The 21,180-nt window shown below is 67.0% G+C and carries 19 protein-coding genes and 2 pseudogenes; 12 read left to right on the top strand and 9 right to left on the bottom strand.

Annotated elements, in window-relative coordinates; translation table 11 throughout:
• Window positions 1-64: 64 nt before the first annotated feature.
• The gene (locus Q9R30_RS11690) at window positions 65-1,279 is read right to left on the bottom strand and encodes a multidrug effflux MFS transporter (protein ID WP_311217685.1); all 1,215 of its coding nucleotides are present in this window, start codon (window positions 1,277-1,279) and stop codon (window positions 65-67) included.
• Window positions 1,280-1,420: 141 nt separating this feature from the next.
• Between Q9R30_RS11690 and Q9R30_RS11685 the strand changes: the two genes are divergently transcribed.
• Complete coding sequence (locus Q9R30_RS11685) at window positions 1,421-2,305, top strand: helix-turn-helix transcriptional regulator (protein WP_311217684.1); 885 nt, start codon at window positions 1,421-1,423, stop codon at window positions 2,303-2,305.
• Between the two features lie 12 nt (window positions 2,306-2,317).
• Here the strand turns inward: Q9R30_RS11685 and Q9R30_RS11680 are convergent, their stop codons facing one another.
• Window positions 2,318-3,460 (bottom strand): PQQ-dependent sugar dehydrogenase, encoded by a 1,143-nt coding sequence (locus Q9R30_RS11680; protein WP_311217683.1) that lies wholly within the window; start codon window positions 3,458-3,460, stop codon window positions 2,318-2,320.
• A gap of 521 nt (window positions 3,461-3,981) precedes the next feature.
• On the opposite strand from Q9R30_RS11680, the gene Q9R30_RS11675 reads away from it, so the two are divergent.
• The 5 genes and pseudogenes from Q9R30_RS11675 to Q9R30_RS11655 form a co-directional block, all read left to right on the top strand.
• On the top strand, window positions 3,982-5,097 hold the full coding sequence (locus tag Q9R30_RS11675) for an ABC transporter substrate-binding protein (RefSeq protein WP_311217682.1): 1,116 nt from the start codon (window positions 3,982-3,984) through the stop codon (window positions 5,095-5,097).
• Entirely contained in the window at window positions 5,094-5,957 is an 864-nt protein-coding gene (locus tag Q9R30_RS11670) for an ABC transporter permease (RefSeq protein ID WP_311217681.1), read from the top strand. Before Q9R30_RS11675 ends, Q9R30_RS11670 begins: the two co-directional genes overlap by 4 nt.
• On the top strand, window positions 5,933-6,742 hold the full coding sequence (locus Q9R30_RS11665) for an ABC transporter ATP-binding protein (RefSeq protein ID WP_311217680.1): 810 nt from the start codon (window positions 5,933-5,935) through the stop codon (window positions 6,740-6,742). Before Q9R30_RS11670 ends, Q9R30_RS11665 begins: the two co-directional genes overlap by 25 nt.
• Before the next feature lie 25 nt (window positions 6,743-6,767).
• Window positions 6,768-8,144 carry an LLM class flavin-dependent oxidoreductase gene (locus Q9R30_RS11660; RefSeq protein WP_311217679.1) on the top strand — a complete coding sequence of 459 codons (1,377 nt, stop codon included), beginning with the start codon at window positions 6,768-6,770 and terminating at the stop codon, window positions 8,142-8,144.
• A 38-nt stretch (window positions 8,145-8,182) separates the two neighbouring features.
• Window positions 8,183-8,413: pseudogene (locus Q9R30_RS11655) on the top strand (LLM class flavin-dependent oxidoreductase); the annotation flags it as partial.
• A 51-nt stretch (window positions 8,414-8,464) separates the two neighbouring features.
• Here Q9R30_RS11655 and Q9R30_RS11650 read toward each other — a convergent pair.
• Window positions 8,465-9,259: an oxygenase MpaB family protein gene (locus tag Q9R30_RS11650; protein ID WP_104999103.1), complete on the bottom strand. Its 795-nt coding sequence runs from the start codon at window positions 9,257-9,259 to the stop codon at window positions 8,465-8,467.
• A gap of 193 nt (window positions 9,260-9,452) precedes the next feature.
• Here Q9R30_RS11650 and Q9R30_RS11645 point away from each other — a divergent pair, with 193 nt between their 5' ends.
• On the top strand, window positions 9,453-9,857 hold the full coding sequence (locus Q9R30_RS11645) for an Hpt domain-containing protein (protein ID WP_311217678.1): 405 nt from the start codon (window positions 9,453-9,455) through the stop codon (window positions 9,855-9,857).
• 104 nt (window positions 9,858-9,961) lie between these two features.
• Here the strand turns inward: Q9R30_RS11645 and Q9R30_RS11640 are convergent, their stop codons facing one another.
• Window positions 9,962-11,014 carry a metallophosphoesterase gene (locus Q9R30_RS11640; RefSeq protein ID WP_311217677.1) on the bottom strand — a complete coding sequence of 351 codons (1,053 nt, stop codon included), beginning with the start codon at window positions 11,012-11,014 and terminating at the stop codon, window positions 9,962-9,964.
• Window positions 11,015-11,043: 29 nt separating this feature from the next.
• Window positions 11,044-11,904, bottom strand: coding sequence for a phosphatidylinositol-specific phospholipase C/glycerophosphodiester phosphodiesterase family protein (locus Q9R30_RS11635; RefSeq protein ID WP_104999106.1), 861 nt, complete (start codon window positions 11,902-11,904; stop codon window positions 11,044-11,046).
• Between the two features lie 183 nt (window positions 11,905-12,087).
• Here Q9R30_RS11635 and Q9R30_RS11630 point away from each other — a divergent pair, with 183 nt between their 5' ends.
• The 5 genes from Q9R30_RS11630 to Q9R30_RS11610 all read left to right on the top strand — a co-directional run bounded on the left by Q9R30_RS11630 (window position 12,088) and on the right by Q9R30_RS11610 (window position 17,121).
• The gene (locus Q9R30_RS11630) at window positions 12,088-12,552 is read left to right on the top strand and encodes a hypothetical protein (protein WP_104999107.1); all 465 of its coding nucleotides are present in this window, start codon (window positions 12,088-12,090) and stop codon (window positions 12,550-12,552) included.
• Window positions 12,549-14,345 carry a DUF5671 domain-containing protein gene (locus Q9R30_RS11625; RefSeq protein ID WP_311217676.1) on the top strand — a complete coding sequence of 599 codons (1,797 nt, stop codon included), beginning with the start codon at window positions 12,549-12,551 and terminating at the stop codon, window positions 14,343-14,345. The genes Q9R30_RS11630 and Q9R30_RS11625 overlap by 4 nt, the downstream gene beginning before the upstream one ends.
• Before the next feature lie 85 nt (window positions 14,346-14,430).
• The gene (locus Q9R30_RS11620) at window positions 14,431-16,029 is read left to right on the top strand and encodes a DUF222 domain-containing protein (RefSeq protein ID WP_311217675.1); all 1,599 of its coding nucleotides are present in this window, start codon (window positions 14,431-14,433) and stop codon (window positions 16,027-16,029) included.
• A 305-nt stretch (window positions 16,030-16,334) separates the two neighbouring features.
• Window positions 16,335-16,757, top strand: a complete 423-nt coding sequence (locus Q9R30_RS11615; RefSeq protein ID WP_104999110.1) for a universal stress protein — start codon at window positions 16,335-16,337, stop codon at window positions 16,755-16,757.
• A 196-nt stretch (window positions 16,758-16,953) separates the two neighbouring features.
• Window positions 16,954-17,121, top strand: coding sequence for a hypothetical protein (locus Q9R30_RS11610; RefSeq protein WP_158677279.1), 168 nt, complete (start codon window positions 16,954-16,956; stop codon window positions 17,119-17,121).
• A 225-nt stretch (window positions 17,122-17,346) separates the two neighbouring features.
• Here Q9R30_RS11610 and purU read toward each other — a convergent pair whose 3' ends face one another.
• The 4 genes and pseudogenes from purU to Q9R30_RS11590 all read right to left on the bottom strand — a co-directional run.
• A complete protein-coding gene (purU, locus tag Q9R30_RS11605; RefSeq protein WP_311217674.1) occupies window positions 17,347-18,279 on the bottom strand; it encodes a formyltetrahydrofolate deformylase in 933 nt (310 codons plus the stop codon).
• Complete coding sequence (gene cycA / locus Q9R30_RS11600) at window positions 18,276-19,742, bottom strand: D-serine/D-alanine/glycine transporter (RefSeq protein WP_311217673.1); 1,467 nt, start codon at window positions 19,740-19,742, stop codon at window positions 18,276-18,278. Before cycA ends, purU begins: the two co-directional genes overlap by 4 nt.
• A complete protein-coding gene (locus Q9R30_RS11595) occupies window positions 19,732-20,583 on the bottom strand; it encodes a methylenetetrahydrofolate reductase (protein WP_311217672.1) in 852 nt (283 codons plus the stop codon). Before Q9R30_RS11595 ends, cycA begins: the two co-directional genes overlap by 11 nt.
• 113 nt (window positions 20,584-20,696) lie before the next feature.
• A pseudogene (locus Q9R30_RS11590) lies at window positions 20,697-21,180 on the bottom strand (lipoyl synthase); the annotation flags it as partial.

Below are 21,180 nucleotides of genomic sequence, written 5' to 3'. Positions count from 1 at the left end.
ATCACACCGGCTTCCGAGGTCCGTAGCGGTGGCCCTGTTGTAACTGGTTCTGGCAGTCCTACCCTTAGGGGTTGTGCGGGCGGGCCAGGACAAGGAGTCCCACCAGGGACAGCAGTGCGCCGCCAATCATCAGCAGCGCCATGGGAATGGCCGTGTCCTCGCCGCCCAGGCCCGCGATCGGCGCCACGATTCCGGCGGTGGTCCACTGCACGAGTCCCAGGACCGCCGAGCTGGTCCCCGGGTGCTCGGGTACCTCCGCCGAGGCGAGGGCGCCGCCGTTGGTGTTGATCAGGCCCTGGGCCACCATGAGGGCAAAGAAGCAGCCCATGGCCACCAGCAGCGTAGTGTCCCACCACAGCGCCCCGGCGAGCATGGCCACCCCCGCGGCAAGGGCGAGGAGCTGGCCCACAAAGATGACTTTCCTCGTTGATACGCGGCCTGCCAGGCGGGCAGACAGCAGGGCCGCGATGGTCATGCCGCCGGCGTTCGCGGCGAACACGATCGAATACATGACCGGAGACAGGCTGTTCATGCCCTGCAGGATGAACGCGGACGTCGCCACATACGCGAACAAGGCAATGAAGGCCGACGACGCCACCACCACGTAGCCAACAAAACGGCGGTTTGAGAGCACGGACTTGGCCGCGCGGCCGAATTCAGCCAGCCCGCCCGGGTGGCGCTTCTCCGGCGGGAGCGATTCCGGAACGACGAACAGGGCACAGAGCGTCATGAGGATGCCAAGGGCGGCGAGCGTCCAGAACGTCATCCGCCACCCGGTCAGTTGCAGGATGACCGCCCCGAGCAGCGGGCTGATGATGGGCGCAACACCGCCGATCCCCATCACGATGTTGAGTACCCGGACCAGCTGTGGACCGTGGGCCAGGTCAACAATGACGGCTCGGCCGATGACCATGGCCCAGCCGCCGCCAAAGCCCTGCACGAAGCGGGCCAGCATCAGGATTCCGACGTCCGGTGAAACGGCACACGCAACCGATGCCGCCGTCATCAGCAGGGTGCCGGCCACCAGCGGCAGCCGCCGGCCGCGCTGGTCGCTGAACGGCCCGCCCACCAGCTGTCCCAGCCCCATCCCGGCGAAGAACGTGGTCAGGGTCAGCTGCACGGCGGACGCTGTGGTGCTGAACTCCGCCGAAACGCGGGGAAAGGCCGGAACATACATGTCCGTTGCCAGCGGCGCCACGGCCGTCAGGAAGATGACCGTGGCCACCAGGGTTGCGGGAACGGTGCTCGCTGACGGCGCCCGCACAGTGGTAGGCAGCATGGGTTGATGCTCCATCCGCTTGATGGCTGAAAAGGGTTGTTCCCATCAAACCGGCCGCCGGAAGGCGGAGCGAGGGCCCCGCTGAAACGGGTTTTGGCAGACCCTCCTTACGGCTTTCCGATTCGTCGTAACGTGTCCTTTATGGATAACCGAGCCGAGGTACGACAGTTCCTGTCCACCCGACGTGGGCGCATCACGCCCGAGCAGGCAGGAATTGAACCCTACGGCGGGCGCCGCCGAGTCCCCGGGCTCCGCAGGGAGGAAGTGGCCAGGCTTGCCGGCGTCAGCGTTGACTACTACACGCGCCTGGAACGCGGAAACCTCACGGGTGCCTCGGACAGTGTCCTTGACGCCATCGCCCGCGCACTGGAGCTGGACCGCGCCGAGCACGACCACCTCTACGACCTCGCCCGGACAGCCAACACGTCGGGACGCAAGCGGGCGGCGCCCCCGGTGCCGTCAGGGGTCCGGCCGGAGCTGCAGTTCCTGCTGGACACCATCACCGGCGCGCCGGCATTCATCGGGAATAACCGGATGGACATCGTGGCCGCCAACACCCTGGGCTACGCGCTGTACTCCGACATGTACCGCAGCACGGCCAGGCCCGCGAACCACTCGCGGTTCATCTTCCTGGATCCCCGGGCCCACAACTTCTATATCGACTGGGAACGGGCAGCGAACACCAATGTTGCCATCCTGCGGCGCGAGGCGGGCCGGAATCCGCACGACAAGGGGATTGCCGAACTCATTGGGGAGCTCTCCATGCGCAGCGACGAGTTCCGGACGCGCTGGGCTGCGCACAACGTCCGCCGCCACTACGCGGGAACAAAACTCTTCCAGCACCCCGTGGTGGGGCTCCTGGAACTGAACTTCCAGGTGCTGGGGCTGGAGGAGGACCCCGGGCATTCGCTGACCGTCTACCCGGCCACACCCGGCAGCCCCTCCGATGAGGCCCTCAAACTCCTCGCTTCCTGGGCCGCCACCGAGAACATCGTGGAACTGGCCCAGGCCGGCGCGCGGACCTAACGGGGCGCCGGCTCACCATTCGAGGTCGACGGCGAGGATCCGGTCATCCCCGGGGCGGGGATCGCCGCGGCCGTCGGTATTGTTGGTCAGGATCCACAGCCGGCCGTCAGGGGCCAGCGCCACGTCCCGGATCCTGCCGTACTCACGGCTGAAATGCTCCGTGGATGTGGCGGGGCTGGAGACGGGGACGGACCGCAGGACCTGTCCGCGCAGGTTGGCCAGGAACAGTGTTCCGCCCGCACGGGCCATGCCGCTGGGGCTTGCGGCTCCGGGCTGCCACTGCTGCACCGGGTCCACGAAGCCCGGCCTGCCGGCGATGCCCTCCACCGTTGGCCAGCCGTAGTTGGCGCCGGGGGTGATGATGTTCAGCTCGTCCCACGTGTTCTGGCCGAACTCGGTGGCGAACATGGTTCCGTCGTCCGCCCACGCCAGGCCCTGCGGGTTGCGGTGGCCGTAGCTGTAGACCAGCGATCCCGGGAAGGGGTTGTCCGCCGGGACGCCACCGTCGGGAGTCATCCGCAGGATCTTTCCGGCGAGCGACTCCCGGTCCTGGGCGCTGTCGCGCCGGCTCGTATCACCGGCCGTCACGTAGAGCATGCCGTCGGGACCGAAGGCGATCCGGCCGCCGTCGTGGATACTCGCGGACGGGATGCGTTCGAGGAGCGTGTCCGGCTGCCCCAGCGACAGTGAGCCCGGTTCGCCGTTGACCGGAAACCGCTGGACCCGGTTGCCGTCCGCCGCCGTCGAATACACGTACAGGTCGCCCTGGCTGCCAACGGCAAGGCCCAACAGCCCTGATTCTCCCCGTGCAGCTACACCCTGGACGGTCCCGATGGACCGCGCCGAGCCATCAGGGGAAAGTTCCAGGACCTGCCCGCTGTTCCGCTCGCTGACCAGCGGCGTCCCGTCGCGGAAGACCACCGACCACGGAGCCTTGAGGCCTGTGGCAACCGGCTGGGGCGTGCCGGCGATGGTGGCTGCCGCTGCGGGCGCGGGGTCAGTTGCGGGGACGGAGGACGCCGGAGCGGAGGGAGGCGTGGCGGAGGTCGCCGGTGCAGGGGACGTGGTTGCCGGCGCGGGAGCCGGGGCGGCAGTGCAGCCAGCCAGCAGGATGCATGTTCCCGCGGCTGCCGCGGCGAGGACCCGGCGATCCATGTGTTTCTCCTGTCAGCAACGTCCCACAACCCTTCCAGCCACATTAACCCGCATTGCGGACCATGGCGCCGCGTTGCCCGTTGTGACCCGCGAATGGCGCAATGAGTAGCGCCGTTTCGTCCTGTTGAGCTTCCGTTTCGTCCTGTTGAGCTTCCGTTTCGTACTGCTGGCCAAGGCCTGGACAGGCGTGCTTAGGTGATTCAACGGCACCGGCCAGGCCCATGAAAACAGCACCTGATACGAGAAGGAGGACCCGATGCCTGACATCTCCAGCCGCGCGGACAGCGCCGCCACGTGGGGTCCGTGCTGTCGCAGCTTCCGAATGGTTCCGACCCGCCGAATGGCAGCAGACCGGCGCTAGCTTCGGCAGCAGTTCCACAGGTTCTCCAGCACAGGGTTCCGGCGCGTCGGGCGCATTCGCCCGACGCCGGTACCCTCCTTTATCCCTCCCCGCTTTCCCGGGTCACCGGGCGATTCGCCGCGCCCGGTCACCCGCCATTCCACCCTTCGAAAGGCATGCCATGACCTTCCCTGCATTTTCCCCGCCCCAGCCGACCTCCGTCCGGCCGTTTACCCGCCGCAAGGCGCTGGGCGCACTCCTGGCCATTCCCGTCGTCGGCCTCCTGACGGCCTGCGGCGGCACCGCCACAGCCGGCAACCCGGCCAGCCAGGCGTCGTTTGCCCCGCTCGCCACCTCAGTCCCCGCGGGGACCACCATCAAGGTAGGCGACCCCAGCATCCGCGTGGCCCTGGAATTGTCCGGCCTGATAAAGGACCTGAACGGCATCAACGTGGAATTCGCCAACATCTCCGGCGGCCCGCAGACCACGGAGGCCTTCAGGGCCAACGCCCTGGACGTCGGTTCCGTGGCGGACATCCCGCCCATCCACGCAACATGGACCGGCCTGGACGTGCGGATCATCGCGAGCGCCTACCGCCAGGACGCCGTGAACCACCCGCTCTACGAACTGGGCGTCGCTCCCGGAGCCGGCATCGGCAAGCTGGAGGACCTGCGCGGCAAGAAGGTGGCGTACAGCCCCGGACAGGCACAGGGCGCCCTGGTCCTGCGGATCCTGGAGAAGGCCGGGCTCAAGCAGGAGGACGTCAAACTGGTGGAGCTCCCCAGCACCGGTGACGCCTACTCCTCGGCGCTGTCCAGCAAGCAGGTGGATGCGGCGCCGCTGGGCGGGGTGCAGATCAAGCGCTACCTCGCCAAGTACAAGGCCGACGGCGCCACCACCCTCCGGCACGGCCTGCGGGATGATCCGGGACACCTGTACTCCCCCGCCAAGGTCCTGGCAGATCCCGCTAAGGCCGCCGCCCTGGCCAAGTACGTGGAGACCTGGGGAAAGGCCCAGCGGTGGATCGAGGACCACCCCAGGGAGTGGCTGGAGGGCTACTACATCAAGGACCAGGGACTTTCCGCCGAGGACGGGCAGTACCTGATCGACGCCGCGGGCAAGCGGGACGTTCCCACGTCCTGGACCGAGGCCGTCGAACGCCACCAGCAGACCATCGACCTGCTGGCGCGGGAGCAGAAGAAGCCCCAACTGAAGGCGGCTGACCTCTATGACACCCGCTTCGAGGCCATCGCAGGCACGGCGTTCGCTGCGGCGGGCAAGGGCGGTGCAGCGTGAGCGCCGCCCCTGTGCTGGAGCGCCCCGCCGTCGAACCGCACCTGGACCCGGCGCTCGCCGCGCGGGAGGATGTCCGGCCCACCGGCCGCCGGCTGGGACCGGGACGACGGCGGCAGCTGGCCTGGCTGCTGGGCCCCTCCGCCCTGCTGGGGCTTTGGATAGTCTCATCCGCCACGGGGCTGCTGGATCCCCGGATCCTCTCCGAGCCTTGGACGGTGGTGGCAACCGCCGGGGAACTGCTCGCCGACGGCCGGCTGCAGGAAAACCTCGCCATCTCCGCCCAGCGGGCAGGGCTGGGGCTGTTCTTCGGCATCGTCGTCGGCGCACTGCTGGCCCTGCTGTCCGGGCTGAGCCGCGTGGGTGAGGCGCTCATCGACGGGCCGGTGCAGATCAAGCGCGCCATCCCCGGCCTGGCCCTGGTTCCGCTGCTCATCCTGTGGTTCGGCATCGACGAGACCATGAAGGTCCTCACCATCACCCTGGGCGTCTTTGTCCCGATCTACCTGCAGACACATGCCGGCCTTCGCGGGATCGACCTGCGCTATGTGGAGCTTGCCCAGACCGTGGGCCTTGGCCGCGCCGCCTTCATCCGCAAGGTGGTCCTCCCCGGCGCCCTCCCCGGTTTCTTCCTCGGCCTGCGCTTCGCGGTCACGGGCGCCTGGGTGTCGCTGGTGGTGGTGGAGCAGATCAACGCCACCAGCGGCATCGGCTACATGATGGAGCTCGCCCGCACCTATGGCCAGACCAACATCATCGTCCTCGGACTCGCCGTCTACGGCCTTCTCGGGCTCCTGTCCGACGGCGCCGTCCGCTTCTTCGAACGAAAGGCCCTCTCATGGCAGCGCACCCTGGCGGGCTGACCGCAGCGCACACTGGCGGGCTGACCGCTGTCGCCCCTTCCGGCGTCGCCCCTTCCGCCGTGGCCCCTTCCGGCGCGGTCAACGCAGTTGCGGTCCGCAACCTGATCCGCAGCTTTGGCCCCAAAGGCGTCCTGAACGGCGTGGACCTTGACATTGCGCCGGGCGAGTTCGTGGCCCTGCTCGGTCCCAGCGGCTGCGGCAAGAGCACCCTGCTGCGGGCACTCGCCGGGCTGGACCACGACGTGCGCGGCAGCGGTGTGATCACGGTCCCCGAGCGCGTGTCCGTGGTGTTCCAGGACTCCCGGCTCCTGCCGTGGGACAGCGTGCTGGGCAACGTCACCCTGGGGCTGCGGGAGCACGACGCCGAGGCCCGGGCACGCAAGGCCCTCGCCGAAGTGGGGCTCGCCGGCCGTGAGAAGTCCTGGCCGCACGAGCTGTCCGGCGGCGAACAGCAGCGCGTGGCACTGGCCCGCTCGCTGGTCCGTGAGCCGCAACTGCTCCTGGCAGACGAACCGTTCGGCGCCCTCGACGCCCTCACCCGGATCAGGATGCACGGACTCCTCCGGGACCTCGTTGCCGCCCACCGGCCGGCTGTCCTGCTCGTGACGCACGACGTGGACGAGGCCATCGCACTCGCGGACCGGATCGTTGTCCTCGACAGCGGCCGCGTTGCCACCGTCCGCACCGTTTCTCCCGACGTCGGAACGGCAAGGGACGCAGCCGGCCACGAAGCCCTCCGCCGCGACCTCCTCACCGATCTTGGCGTCGTCGGCGCCAGTCACTGAACCTCCAGACCCGAAGGATTACCCCATGACTGCCACCACTCGTCCCTACCGCCAACTCCACCTCAACGCCTTCCTGATGAGCACCGGCCACCACGAGGCATCGTGGCGGCTGCCCGAAAGCGACCCGCATTCCAACACCAACGTGGAGCACTACAGGCAACTGGCCCGCACCGCCGAACGCGGCAAGCTGGACTCCATCTTCTTCGCCGACTCACCCGTCCTTTTCGGCGAGGTGGGCCGCCGCCCGGCCGGCAAGCTCGAGCCCACGGTGCTGCTGACCGCCATCGCCGGCGCCACGGAACGCATCGGGCTGATCGCCACGGCCTCCACCACCTACAACGATCCCTTCAACCTGGCCCGCCGCTTCGCCTCCGTGGACTGGGTGAGCGGTGGCCGCGCCGGCTGGAATGTGGTCACCACCGCCGGTCCGGACGCCGCCCGCAACTTCGGCGTGGACGACCAGCCCGCCCACGCTACCCGGTACGAACGTGCCGCAGAGTTTATCGAGGTGGCGCAGAAGCTGTGGGACAGCTGGCAGGACGACGCCGTGCCCGCGGACAAGGCGGAGGGCGTCTGGGGCGACGCCGAAAAGATCCGCGTGATCGACCACGAGGGCAAGCACTTCAAGGTCCGCGGCCCCCTCAACGTCCCCCGCCCGCCGCAGGGGCATCCGCTGATTGTGCAGGCCGGATCCTCCGAGGACGGCAAGAAACTCGCCGCCCGGTACGCGGACGCCGTCTTCACCGCCCACCAGACCCTCGCCGACGCGCAGGAGTTCTACCGCGATTTGAAGGCCCGCACCGCCGCCGCCGGCCGCGACCCGGAGGCCATCAAGATCCTTCCGGGCATCGTGCCGGTCATCGGCGCCACGGAGGAAGAGGCGCTGGAGCTGGAGCGGGAACTGGACCGGCTGATCAAGCCCGAGTACGCCAGGATCCAGTTGGCCAAGACTCTCCGCGTAGCGCCCGAGGACCTGCCCCTGGACCGCCAGCTGCCGGACAACCTGCCCAGCGAGGATGAGATCGAGGGCGCCAAGAGCCGCTACACCCTGATCGTCCAGCTGGCACGCCGGGAGAAGCTCACAGTCCGGGAACTGATCGGACGCCTGGGCGGCGGCCGCGGCCATCGGACCTTCACCGGCACGCCTGTCCAGGTGGCGGACGCCATCCAGGAATGGTTCGACGGCGGCGCCGCGGACGGCTTCAACATCATGCCGCCCGTGCTGCCCTCGGGGCTGGAAGCATTCGTGGACCAGGTGGTGCCCATCCTGCAGGAGCGCGGCCTGTTCCGCACCGAATACAGCGGGGCCACCCTGCGCGAGCACTACGGCCTGGCCCGTCCGGAGAACCGCTTCGCGGGTGCGGCGGCGGCCGAACTGGCCTCGATCGGCGGTGCATTCTGATGGGCCGGCAGCTGAAACTCAACCTGTTCTTCGAGGACGGCGCAGCCGACGGATTCAACATCATGCCGCCGTGGCTGCCCGGCGGCTTCGAGTCCTTCGCGGAGGAAGTGGTTCCCATCCTGCAGTCCCGCGGCCTCTTCCGCACCGAGTACACGGGCCGGACACTGCGTGGGCATTTCGGCCTGGACCGTCCCGTAAGCCGCTACAGCCGGGCGCAGTCCAGTCCTGCCGACCAAAACAGCCATCAAATACCAGGGGCGCCCGCATGACCGAATACCGCCAGGCCCCACGGCGCCCACGCCGACTCCAGCGGGGTGGGACTACGCAGCCATTGCCTGGCGGGAGCTGATGTCGAGCTGGTTCAGGCAGTAGTCCTTGAACCAGTGCCGGATGCCCACGGGCAGCTTCGGATAGGTCAACGCCAGGATCTTGAAAGTGCGGTTGAAGCGGCGCTCATGGCGGTGGCTCCAGGCCAGGCCGAAGTCTTGGCGCAACTGGTCCGGCAGGAGGCCTGCGGTGAGGAACCTGGCGAAGGGCATGATGGCGAGGTACCACAGCGCTGCACGCTTCGGATACAGGAGTCCCCGGCCAAAGCGCACGGCATTCTCATCAGCCCGCAGTGCACGCATCTTCTCATCCCAGTAGTGTCCGAAAGCAGCCCTGTCCTCCGGCCACATCTGCCCGGGCAGCTGCAGGGCCGTGCCCAGCTTCGCGTAATCGCGGTACATGGCGTCGGCAGACTCGTCGTCGAGTGGACCATAGACCTTCTCGATAATGGTCAGCGCGGTGTCATAAAGCGTCGCTGTCACCCACAGCTGCAGCCCGGCGTCGTACGCGTTGTACCCCGGGGACTTGTCATCGGCAGCCCGGCGCACAGGTGCGTGGGCGCGGTTGACCCTCCGGCGGACTTCCTTCACCTGCTCGTCGGTGCCGTAAACCACGGCGTAGACGTACGTCAGGGTGCCCTTGAGCCTGTTGATGGGACGGTCCGTGAACGTGCTGTGCTCGGCGACGCCCCGCGCCACCCCCGGCTCGGCAAGCTGCAGCAGAATGGCCCGCCCTGCTCCGGCAAGCAGGATCGCCTCCGCGCCCAAATCGGCCATTCCACTCACCATTGCAACAGGCTACCGGAGGGACGCAAGGAAGGACGACGGCGGCGGGCACGAGCAGTACCCGCGAAAATTCGAGTACCCACCACTCGTGCCCTCCACCCTCCCGGCACGTACCGTCCTTCAAAAGTCCTGCGTACAAACACCGCGGGTGTTCCGGCTGTGAAGGGGCGGTCATGAATGGCACGGAGGCTCTGCCGTGACTCAGCCGGACGCCTATGCCCGGCCACTCCTGGACCCCGCCGTACTCGAACGGCTGCGTGACGATCTCGAGGATGACGAGGGCGTATGGAAAGTCTTTGTGGAGAACTTCATTGCGCAAATGCCCCAGCGGCTGCAAAAAGTGCGGCTTTCGCTCACCACCGGTGACGTGGCGGGCTCCATGGACGCGGTCCTGAGCCTGAAGACCTCCAGCCAGATGGTGGGTGCCGAGAGGCTGGCAACGTATGCCGCCGAACTCGAGCAGGCCCTGCGCCGCCAAGCCGGGAGTGCGGACCCGGCCGTGGCCCTGCCCCTGATCGCGGCGGCCCATCTCCGGCGGATCAAGCAGTGCGCCCAGCGGACCGTCTATGTCCTGCAGAACCACCTGATACAGGGGCATTGAACAGGGCACCAGGACAGGGCGGCAGGCTCCCTCTCTTGCCGCCTTCAGGAAGCAAGCGGACGACGGCGGGACCTCCCGCCGTCGTCCGCTTCAGAAGTGTGGGGCTACTGGGTGTAGGGGACCTTTTCCCATGACAGGACCGGGCCGCCCGCACTGTTCCCTGACGTCGTGAACCGGACATAGTTGGTGGCATTGGCAGAGCCGTCCACCGTGACGCGCTGAAGGTCGTCGGCGGCTTCCGCCTGGCCGTAGATGTCCAGCCACGGCGAGCCCGGCGCCAGGGGCTGGTTCTCCGCGAGGACGTGGCTGTCGCCGTTGATGAGGTAAACCGGGCCGTCGAACCGGTTGGTTTCCTCAACGATGGCGTCCACGATCTCCCGGAAGCCGGAGACTACCGCCGGATTGGCCGAGGCGGCAGCGAGCAGCGAGGGGTCGAACATGTCGGCCTGGGTCATCAGCACCACGGCCCTGTCGTTGCGCCGGGCGGCGTCGCTGAAAGTTGCACGGATCTGCGCCAGGACAGCCTCGGTGCGGTACTCCACTTCGGCCTGTTGTTCGGGCGTCACGGCGGTTTCTCCGAGGCCGCTCCAGGGCTGGAGCGAGTTGTTGCTGCCCTGGACGTTCACCACCGAAAAGGCAACCCGGTTCTCGGTGAAACGGACATTTTCCGGAAGACCGAGGGCCTCCTGGGATTTGACCGGCATTGTGGCGCCGAGGGTCTTGCCGGGTTCGTTGAAGAACACTTCCCTCAGCTTGTCCAGCCGTTCGAGCGGGTTGTAGGCGCCGTTGTTGGCGCGGTGGCAGTCCACCCACTCGTTGTCGCCCGGCGTGAACACCAGCGGGAGCTCGAAGGTGTCGAACTGTTCGCGGATGAAGGCAAAATACCCGTCCGAGCAGACGGACGATCCGTTCTTGATGTCACCGACGTGGGCCACGAAATCAAGGCTGCGGTCCGCGTTGAGGTCCTGGATGCGGGCAGGGAATTTCGCGATTTCCTGTTCGCCGTAGGGGATGTCGCCGATGACGCCGAAGCTGAAGGCGTCCTGCCCGTCGGCCTCTTTGGGGGTGTTGTCGGCGGCGTGTGCCGGCTGGGACGCAAGGAGGCCGAGCGCAAGGAGGGCCGCCGTCGTCGTTGTTGCGAGGGTCTTCAAGGCCATGGGTGGTTCCTGTCTCTGGCAGGGGGCGGTTACTGCGTGCGGGCCGTCAGGAACTGCTGCAGCCCCGCGAGGTCATCCGTGTTGATGTGGTCCACTCCGGCGTCGACAAGCTCGTTCCACAGCGCGTCCCGGGCCGGGCCGGCCTGGTCCGGGGTGGCCCAGAAGCGGACGCGGTAGCCGTTGGAGTGGGCTTCGGCAACGTAGGCGTGCAGCTTGGTGCGTTCCGCCTCCGGCATGGGTCCGACGCCCTGCCAGGTGAAGAGCTTGGTCCAGTTGTTGCTGACCAGGGGCATGAGCTCGGCCGGCATGCCGGAGGTGAGGTCGGCGGCGCGGCCGTCGTAGAACCCGAACCTCTGGTCCTGCGCCTGCATGGTGGCCAGCGGACGGTTTCCGCTGATTACGGCGGTGACGGGACCGGTCTTGGTTTTGCCCTGGCTGTAGCGGCTCATGATGTCGCGGTGCTCAGCGAGCTCCTGTTCGATGGCGGCGTAGGTGGCCTCGCCTTCGCTCTTGATGTCGATGAGGAGCTGCAGGCTGCCGTCCCACCCCGGGTATACGCTGTGGCCCTGCTGGCCGCGGACCAGGTCTTCCAGCGGGTCAAGGTAGAGGCTTTCGAGCGTGACGCCGGCCTTCACATCCTCGAGGTCGTGCGCCACCAGCAGTTCGCCGTCCACCAGCCAGACGTCGGCTTCAACACTGGTGAAGCCGTGTTCCAGAGCATCAAAAAGGGGCCGGTCATGCTCGTAGTCATTGTGGGCGTGGGCGGCGGCCAGCGGCTGTCCCAGGACCGGTGAAGGGCTGGAAGGCTGGGCAATGGCCGCGGGGGCCGCGGCGGTCCCTGTTAGGGATGCCAGGGCAACGAGGGCGGTGACGGCGCTTTTCACGAACACGAAGTTCTCCTTGATACAGCTGGGGGAATCACTGCCCGGTTGTTGGGTTGGGGCAGAGTGTGCGTGACAAGAATTGTCGGCGCGCAATAACACCTGAGGACCCCACGGTTGCGGAAAAGTGAACAGGAAGAGTCGGGCCTAAAGACACCAGCGGAAGTAGTCCAAAAACGGCATACTTGCGCCATGACTGATGCAGCGCGAAAACCGGACCGGATCATCCTCGTGCTGCTAGGCATCATCGGCGTGCTGGTGGCGGTTGCCCTTGCCGTGGTGTTTTCCCGCGGAGACCCCGCGCCGCTGGACGAGGCCAGCCCGGCAGGCGTTGTCCAGCGTTACAGCACGGCGGTGATCGACGGCGACGTGGCGACTGCAGAGACCTACCTCACCGGTTCTGCCCGGACGGCTTGCCGCGGCTCCTTCTCCGGCGAGCCCCGCCCCGCCCGTGTGGTCCTGGTGTCAACGTCGGAGCGGGACCAGTCCGCCACCGTGAAGGTCTCCATGGTGAGCTCGTACCAGGACGGCCCCTTCGGCCCCTCAGAGTATGAGATGGAAGACATCTTCACTTTGGTAAAGGAGAACGGGAACTGGAAGATCAGCCAGGCCCCCTACATGCTGATGGCCTGTTCGGGAACACCGGTGAAGCCATGACGTCCCCCGCGGAGGTGACGGCCCCGGCGTCGGGGCACGCCCAGGCCACCCTGCGCCGGCTGATCCAGTACGCCCTGCTGTTTGCCCTGGTGGTGATCGCGGCCTCCGGCCTCAGCGGACTGCTGGAACGCCTGTTCACGTCGGGGGCCGTCCTGGCCTCCACGGACGTGGCTGGGCTCGCCCGGTCCTTGGCATTTACCCTGATCGGCGGCCCGCTTGCCCTGCTTTCGTGGTGGTTTGTCTGGCGGCGGCTCGATGATGGGGCCGAACGCACCTCTGCCGGCTGGGGCCTCTATATCACCGCCATGTACGGTGTCTCGCTCATCATCTTCACCATTTCCTTCCTGGGGCTGGCAACGTCGTTCATAGGGCAGCGGGGCAACGATTGGGCGCCCACGCTCGCCAACGGCGTCGTGTGGGCAGCCATCCTGGCCTGGCACCGGTGGATGTGGAAACACCCCACGAAGCCCACGGCGCATCTGGAGGACGTGCGGGCCGTCGTCGGGTCCGTGTTCGGCCTGCTGCTCGGCGCCGGCGCCGGGATCGCAGCCCTGGGCGGGCTGTTCGACGTCGCCATTCGCGGCTTCCCGCTGACCGTCACCGTTGAACCCTGGTGGTACTCCGTGCTCCGTTCCCTGGTGTGGGCGGCCGGCGGGGCCATCGTGTGGTGGTGGCACTGGTTCAGGGACGGCGGACGCCGCTTCCAGACGGGCCTCGTAGACGTCATCATGATCGCCGTCGGGATTTTCGCTGCCGGCATCACTGCCCTTGGCGGCGCGGGCGCGGTCCTGTTTGTGTTCCTGCGCCTGGCGTTCGACAGGAACAATCCCCTGAACGAGCTGCTCGAGCCGTTGGCCACGGCCATTGCCGCGGCGCTCGTGGGGGCGCTGGTGTGGCGGTATCACCGCACGGCCTCGATCCGCCGTTCCCCCGGCACCATGCGGGCAAGCCTGCTGGTCACGTCGGCCGTGGCCCTCGCTGCCGCCGCGTCCGGGGTGGGCGTTGTAGTGAATGCGCTGCTGGCTGCGGCAGTGTCGCCGCTGGCGGGAGGGGCCACGCGCACCCTGCTGCTCGGCGGCATCAGTTCCCTCCTGGTGGGCGGGCCTGTCTGGTGGCTGGCGTGGAAGCCCCTGCAACAGCCGCAGGCTGCCGAGGATATTCCGCCCGGACGCCGCGTCTACCTCATCGCGTTCTTTGGGGTCAGCGCGGTGGTTGCACTCATCACGCTCCTGGTGATCGGTTACCGGCTCTTCGAATTCCTGCTCGGGGACGTCACCGGCGGCAGCCTCCTGGACCGCATCCGGGCTCCGTTCGGGCTCCTGGTGGCCGCCGGCCTCGTAGCGGGCTACCACTTCGCGCTGTGGCGGCACCACCGTGCCCTCCTCGCCGCTGCGCGGCCCGCCAGGAAACACACCATCGAGGCAGTCACGCTGGTCACTGCGCACCAGGCTGATGCGGAGGCTTTGGCAAGGGGCATCGCTGAGGCCACGGGCGGTGCCAGGGTCACCTTATGGCTCCGGGCGGACGACGGCGGCTCCGCACTTCCGGAGGCGGGTCCGGCCTCCGCCGGGACTGGTTCCGGCTGGGCTGGTACCGCGGCGGGTGGCATTGCTGCGGGTGCGCCTGCTGCGGCTACGCCTGCTGCGGCGGAAACTTCGACCCCGGCCGGCGACGTCATTCCGCGGATCGCTGCGGCGCTGGAAAACGTCACCGCCCGGCACGTCCTGGTAATTCTGGGCCCGGCGACGCGGCTGGAAATCATCCCGCTGGCCAACCCCGGTTCCCGGGGCTAGCTGCATAGGTTCCCGGCGCTAGCTGCGTACTTGCCCTGCCTGCTTGCCAAGGAAGAATGTCAGACCCTCCCGCGAGGATATGGGTATGGGAAACGGCGGGGGAACTGCAGTGGTGATGGAGGGTATTCATGCCTCTGCTGGCGCCCTTAACGCGCTGTTCCTCGAGGAAGCCCGGCTGGATGCTGTGACTGCTGCTGGTTCCGGTCCAGCTACTGATTCTGGTCCTGCTGCTCCCGCCGGCCCGGCCCCTGTTGTGGATGTCTTGCAGCAGAAGATCGATAACCGGCTGGAGCGCCTGGCGGTTGTATCGCGGCTGGAAGCACAACTGGCCGCGGCCAAGGCCCGGGACGCGGCGGAGATCCTCGAACTCCAGCACGCCATGACCCCGCCGAACGCCTCCCTGCAGGACAGGTCATTCCAGGAAATGTCCATTATCGAGGAAATCGCCGGTGTCCTGACCGTAAGCTCCGCCGCTGCCGGGGCGCTCATCAGCCAAGCCCGGCAGCTGTGTTCCCTTCCTGTGGCCCTGGCCGCCCTGTCCGCCGGGACCATCTCCTGGCAGCACGCCAAAATCCTCGCCGACGAAACCCACAGCCTTGGCGCCGCGGGCGCCGCCATGGTCGCCCATTTCCTGGACGCAGACGCGCCCCACCCGGCCCGCGGAGCCGCACCCGGTGACCTGGTCCCGTCACGGTTCCGGGCAAAGGTGCGTGCCTGGCGCGAACGCCACCACCCCGAATCCCTCGAAAGGCGCCACGCCAAGGCAGCAGCGGACCGGCGGATGGAATATTCCGCTGACCGCGACGGCATGGCCTGGCTCTCGCTGTACCTCCCCGGTGACACCGCATCCGCCATCTGGAACCGCACCACCGCCCTCGCCCGCGGACTCCAAGGCCCCACTGAGTCCCGCACCCTCACCCAGCTCCGCCCCGACACCGCCGCAAGCCTGCTGCTCAGCACACCGGGCACGCGCAGCAGCAGCACCAGGGGCACAGCACACGAGGACGCTGCACATGCAAACGCGGCCCCTGCAAACGGGAACGTTGCGCGCCTGGGCGAGGTCCCGGCGCCCAAGGCGGACGTCCTCGTCACAGTCCCGGTGTTCGCCCTGCTCGGCCTCACCGACGAACCCGCAAACCTGGACGGGTACGGCCCCATTCCCGCCTCCATGGCCCGCAAACTTGTCGCCGACGGCGCCACCTCGTTCCACCGCGTCCTGGTGGACCCCCGCGACGGCGCACCCCTTGAAATCGGCCGCACCAGCTACCGCCTCACCAAAGCCATGAAACAAGCACTCCGCCTCCGCGACGAAAAGTGCACCTTCCCCGGCTGCAACAACCATTCACTCGACAACGAATCCGACCACCTCACCGCCTGGCAGCACGGCGGAACCACCGGCATCAGCAACCTGGCCCAACTCTGCCCCAAACACCACCGCCTCAAACATGCGAGCGGCTGGACACCCATTCCAGCAGCCGAAAACGAGCCGCCCGGCTGGATCTCGCCCGCCGGCCGCCACTACAAAGCCGAACATCGCGACTGGGAACCACCCTGGTGGCCAGGGAACCCGGAACAACTGCAGACAGTGCGCGGTGGCCCACCTTGTTGTCCTCCGGATCTTGCTTACATCGGGCAGTCCCCAGCGGAAGATGCAATAGACAAGGTCTTGCATGCCCGTCCCTGACCTGCCGCCGCGCCGAGACCAACCCTGCAGCGGCATACGTCCGAAGCGGAAGCCCAAGCGGCCGCGGACGGGCCGGGGGCGTTCTGTGGCAAAGCGTTCGCCTGTGCCGGGCTCTAGCCTCCCCTGAACCAACAGGTCGCGCGCGCCCTCCGCGACGGCAAGAAAATGACCCGGCCTGCCCAAGTAGCCGGAAGCCCTGAGCGGGCTCGAAAGCGATGCCATCCGCAAATTGAGGGAGGGCGTCAGCCCGAACTTCCCTAGACTGGGCAGTGAACGCTGAAAGTACACGAGCAAAGGAGCCAGGCATGAGTGGAGTAGTGGTAGTAGGGGTGGACGGCAGCCCCTCGGCATTGAAGGCCGCTGAGAAAGCGCTGGACCTTGCAAAGGCGCTGGGAGCTTCGCTTCACGTGGTGACAGCATTCGACGTCGACCGTTCCGAGACCTTCGGCGTCGGCTCGGACGAGGTGAGGGTCTGGAACTCCGATGCCTCAGAAAACGTCGCGAAATCGCTGGCCGACACGCGGCCGGGAGTGGAGGTCACCCACTTCGCCGCCCGCGGAAAACCCGCTGACTCCCTCATCAAGGAAGCCATGCGCCTGGACGCCCGGCTGATCGTGGTGGGCAACCGGAGGATGCGCGGCATCGGCCGTCTCCTGGGCAGCGTGGCCAACAGCGTCGCGCACAACGCGCCCTGCGATGTCTACATCGCCAACACGTACGAAGACTAGGCAACACCGCGGGGACCAGCCAACGTCCCGGGGAAACAGCCAGCAAACGGGCGACGACGGGACCTCCCGCCGTCGCCCGTTTGCCTTAAGGGAGTTCCTCAAGATTTGCGAAGCTTATCCCGTCGGTAGGTAAACCCCCTTCCCATGGCATTGCCGCCTGCCTAGTGTGGCTTCACAACCACTCCGAGGGGGAACCATGAAAAGCTCAAGCGACGCTCCACGGGAGACGGCGTTCGAGGACCCCCGGCAGCCGCTGATTCCCGACCCGCCCGATGACCGCCAGCGCAGTGTGGCCGAATGGACAGGCGACCTCCTGCTCGGAATCATGCAGCCCGTACAGTTCCGCCTTGCCGACTGGCCCTAGGAACCTCCAACAAGATCCCTGGCCCCACAGCTCCAAAAGTGCGGGCCACCTGAACCACCGGTATGACTTCGAAAGCCATGCGCCCAACACGGCCAGCGCACTAATCCAGGTTGTTATCCGCCGTTTCCGGCCCGCACCGGAGTCAGTCATACCTCATCGTTGCCGGTTGCTGGCGGGGCAGTCAACAACCGGTCCACCTGCCTAAGGCGAGACGGACGGCGGAACCTACCGCAGGACGACGGTGCGGTTGCCCAGCAGCAGGATCCGGCCCTCGCAGTGCCAGCGGACCGCGTTCCGCAGCGCCACGCACTCAGCATCCCGGCCCACGGCCACCAGGTCATCGGCAGTGTAGGTGTGGTCCACCTCGATGACCTGCTGCGAGATGATGGGGCCCTCGTCCAATTCCGCGTTGACGTAGTGGGCAGTGGCACCCACGGTCTTGACGCCGCGCTCGTACGCCTGGTGATAGGGCTTCGCGCCCTTGAAGCTCGGCAGGAACGAGTGGTGGATGTTGATGGTTTTCCCCGCCAGCCTGGCTGAAAGATCGTCGCTCAGGACCTGCATGTAGCGGGCCAGGACCACCAGTTCCACGTCGAACGCCTCAACGAGCTCCAGGAGCCGGGACTCGGCGTCGGCCTTGGTGTCCTTGGTGACGGGTACGTGGAAGAACGGAATGCCGTGCCACTGGACCAGGCCCTCCTGGTCGCGGTGGTTGGAGACGACAGCCACGATCTCCACCGGGATATCGCCCGTCCGCGCCCGGAACAGCAGGTCATTGAGGCAGTGCCCCATCTTGGATACCATCACCAGCACCCGGCGCTTCCGGCCGTGCGGTTCCAGCTGCCAGTTCATCTGCCACTTCTCCGCAACGGGCGTGAAGCCGCGGCGGAGGTCTTCAGTGCTCTGCAGTTCCTGCGCTGACCCGAAGTGCACCCGCATGAAGAAGTGCCCCTGCGCCTTGTCACCGTACTGCTTGATGTCGATGATGTCGCACCCCTGCTCCAGCAGGAAGGCGGAGATCGCGTGGACAATCCCGGGTGATTCAACGCAGTCAACCGTCAGGACATGTTCGACGGCGGCGGCCGGGTCCGGCGCCGCCGCATCGTGTGCAGGGGTGGTCGCGGGAATGTTGGGGGTGATCGTGGTGGCCGTGCTCATTTCTGCACCTTCTCCAGTTCCCTGGCCTTGGACGTTTCCGCTTCCCGCGCAAGGTCGGCCTGGAACTCCGCGTAGCGGGCAAGGTGGGCCGGGCGGCGGCGGATGGCCAGCCACGCAACGCCGAGGATGACGAACCATACCGGTGTGGCCAGCAGCGCCAGGAGCGTATCCGGCTGCGTGGTCAGGGCCCACAGGACGAAGGCGAAGAACGCGAACACCGCCCACACCATGGGCACGCCGCCGGGCATCCGGTACTTCGATGACTCGTGCAGGTGCGGGCGGCGGCGGCGGAACGCCAGGTAGCTAGCCAGGATGATGGACCAGACGAACACGAAGCAGACGGCGGAGACGGTGGTCACCATGTCGAAGGCCTTGCCGATATCCTGGCCGGCGTACATCAGGATCACGCCGGAGAGCAGCAGGACGCAGGAGAGGAACAGGGCGTTCTGCGGAACCTTGCGGCGTGACAGGGCACCGAAGGCCGAGGGCGCGTCGCCCTCCTGGGCCAGCCCGTACACCATCCGGGAGGTGGAGTAGATGCCGGAGTTGGCCGAGGACATGGCGGAGCTGAGCACCACCAGGTTCACCACGGTGGCTGCGGCGCCGAGGCCGGCCAGGGAGAACATGGCGATGAACGGGCTGTGGCCGGCCTGGAACTGGGTCCACGGGGTGACGGACATCAGGACGATGAGGGCACCCACGTAGAAGAGCAGCACGCGGATGGGGATGGAGTTGATGGCCTTGGGCAGGTTCTTCTCCGGGTCCTTGGCCTCGGCGGCCGTGGTGCCCACCAGCTCAATGCCCACAAACGCGAACACCGCAATCTGGAAGCCGGCCACAAAACCCATGAACTCGTGCGGGAACATGCCGCCGTGGCTCCACAGGTTCGTGAAGGTGGCAGGGCCGGCGTCGGATTGGAAGCCCGTGAAGATCATGAACATGCCCACGATGATCAGCGCCGCGATGGCGATGATCTTGATCAGCGCGAACCAGAACTCGGTCTCGCCGAACGCCTTCACGGTGACGAGGTTGAGGAGCAGCAGGATGGCCACGGTGGCCAGGCCCGGGATCCAGAGCGGCAGGCCGGGCCAGAGTTCCTTGGAGTAGCCGGCGATCGCGATGACGTCCGCGATTCCGGTGATCACCCAGCAGAACCAGTAGGTCCAGCCGGTGAAGAACCCTGCCCAGGGGCCAAGGAGGTCCGCGGCGAAGTCGCTGAAGGATTTGTAGTTCAGGTTACTCAGGAGCAGTTCGCCCATGGCACGCATGACGAAGAACAGCATGAAGCCGATGATCATGTAGACGAAAATGACGGACGGACCGGCCGCGGAGATGGTTTTGCCGGAGCCCATGAACAGCCCCGTGCCGATTGCGCCGCCAATGGCTATCAGCTGGATGTGCCTGTTGGTCAGTTGCCGCTCGAGATGCGGCTCCTGGTGGGAAGTAGTGGATTTAGTGCTCACGTGCTGCTCCTCGAATCAATGCTGGGTGGAGTGCTGCGGAAGGGGATGCCTGTTCCGGCGCTGGGTGGACGCCATAGTCCGGCGCCGAAGCCAGGCTGTTGAAGCTGTAAAGGTGGATGCCGGTAATGTTGCCCGGCCGTGTTGCCAGCCCGCTGATCAGGCTGTCCGGCGAGTAGCGGTCCCCGCTCAGGAGTTTGCGGGCCAGCGGGCCCTTGCGGCTGAGGAATTTCAGGGAACTTCCGACGCCGATCTGCGTGGCGAGTGCCACCAGCTTCGTCCGTGGGACGGACCCCGCCACGCCCGCCCAGAGGGGCAGGCGCACGCCTTCGCGGCGCAACAGTGCCGCGTAGTCATGGATTTTTCCCGCCACGAAGCACATCTGGGTGACCACATGCGAGGCCAGGTGCTGCTTGGCCAGCAGGCCGTCCAGCAGGTCCAGCGGGCTGGCCAGCGGATGGCCCTCCGGGTAGCCGGCAACTCCGGCCCGCATGGTCCCGCCGGTGTACTGGGCAATGTCTTCCAGCACCGGAAGGGCCGAGTCGTAGGTGCCTGCCGGTTGTTTCCGGTCGCCGCCGATGACAAACACCTCACCGATACCGGCGGCGCTGCAGCCCCGGATGATCTCGGTGAGCTCGGCGCGGCTGCGGATGCTCCGCGCGGCCAGGTGCGGAACCACGGTGTAACCGAGGTCTGCCGCCTCCACCGCGGTGCGCATGGTCCGCTCAATGCCGTGGTGCGGCAGGCACGTGACGCTGAGCGTGGTGGTCCGGGGCACCAGGGCCTGGACCTGCTCAACGATTCCTTCGGAAGGGATGATTTCGATTCTGATGGGGAACATCATTGGTCCTGTCTGGTCATCAGTTTTCTCGGACATCAGTTGGGGACTGCAACGCGGGGTCACTCCCGGCCCGATGTTGGCGGATTTTTGGGTCGGATGTGACCCCGCGTTGTGGTTTAGCCGGCGGCGAGCAGGGTGCTGGCTTCCTGGCGGGTGGTGCCGGAGTCCTGGATGCCGTCGGCGATGTGGGCGAGTTCGGCGGGGATGTCGCGGCCTTTTTTGCGCATTGCGGTGGCCCAGAGCCGGCCGGCGCGGTAGGAGGAGCGGACCAGCGGGCCGGACATGACGCCCAGGAACCCGATTTCTGTGGCCTCGTCCTGCAGGTCCACGAATTCCTGCGGCTTGACCCAGCGGTCCACCGGCAGGTGCCGTTCGGACGGGCGGAGGTACTGGGTGATGGTGATCAGGTCACAGCCGGCCCCGTGCAGGTCCCGCAGGGCTTCGGAGATCTCCTCGCGGGTTTCGCCCATGCCCAGAATCAGGTTGGACTTGGTCACCATGCCCAGGTTCCGGCCCTGCGTGATCACGTCCAGGGACCGCTCGTAGCGGAACGCGGGCCGGATCCGCTTGAAAATCCGGGGCACGGTCTCCACGTTGTGG

This window comes from Arthrobacter sp. AB6 (assembly GCF_031844545.1).
In the GTDB taxonomy this organism is placed as follows: domain Bacteria; phylum Actinomycetota; class Actinomycetes; order Actinomycetales; family Micrococcaceae; genus Arthrobacter.
Note: the sequence above shows the minus strand (reverse complement) of the source record. Positions and strands in the feature narration are given on the sequence as shown.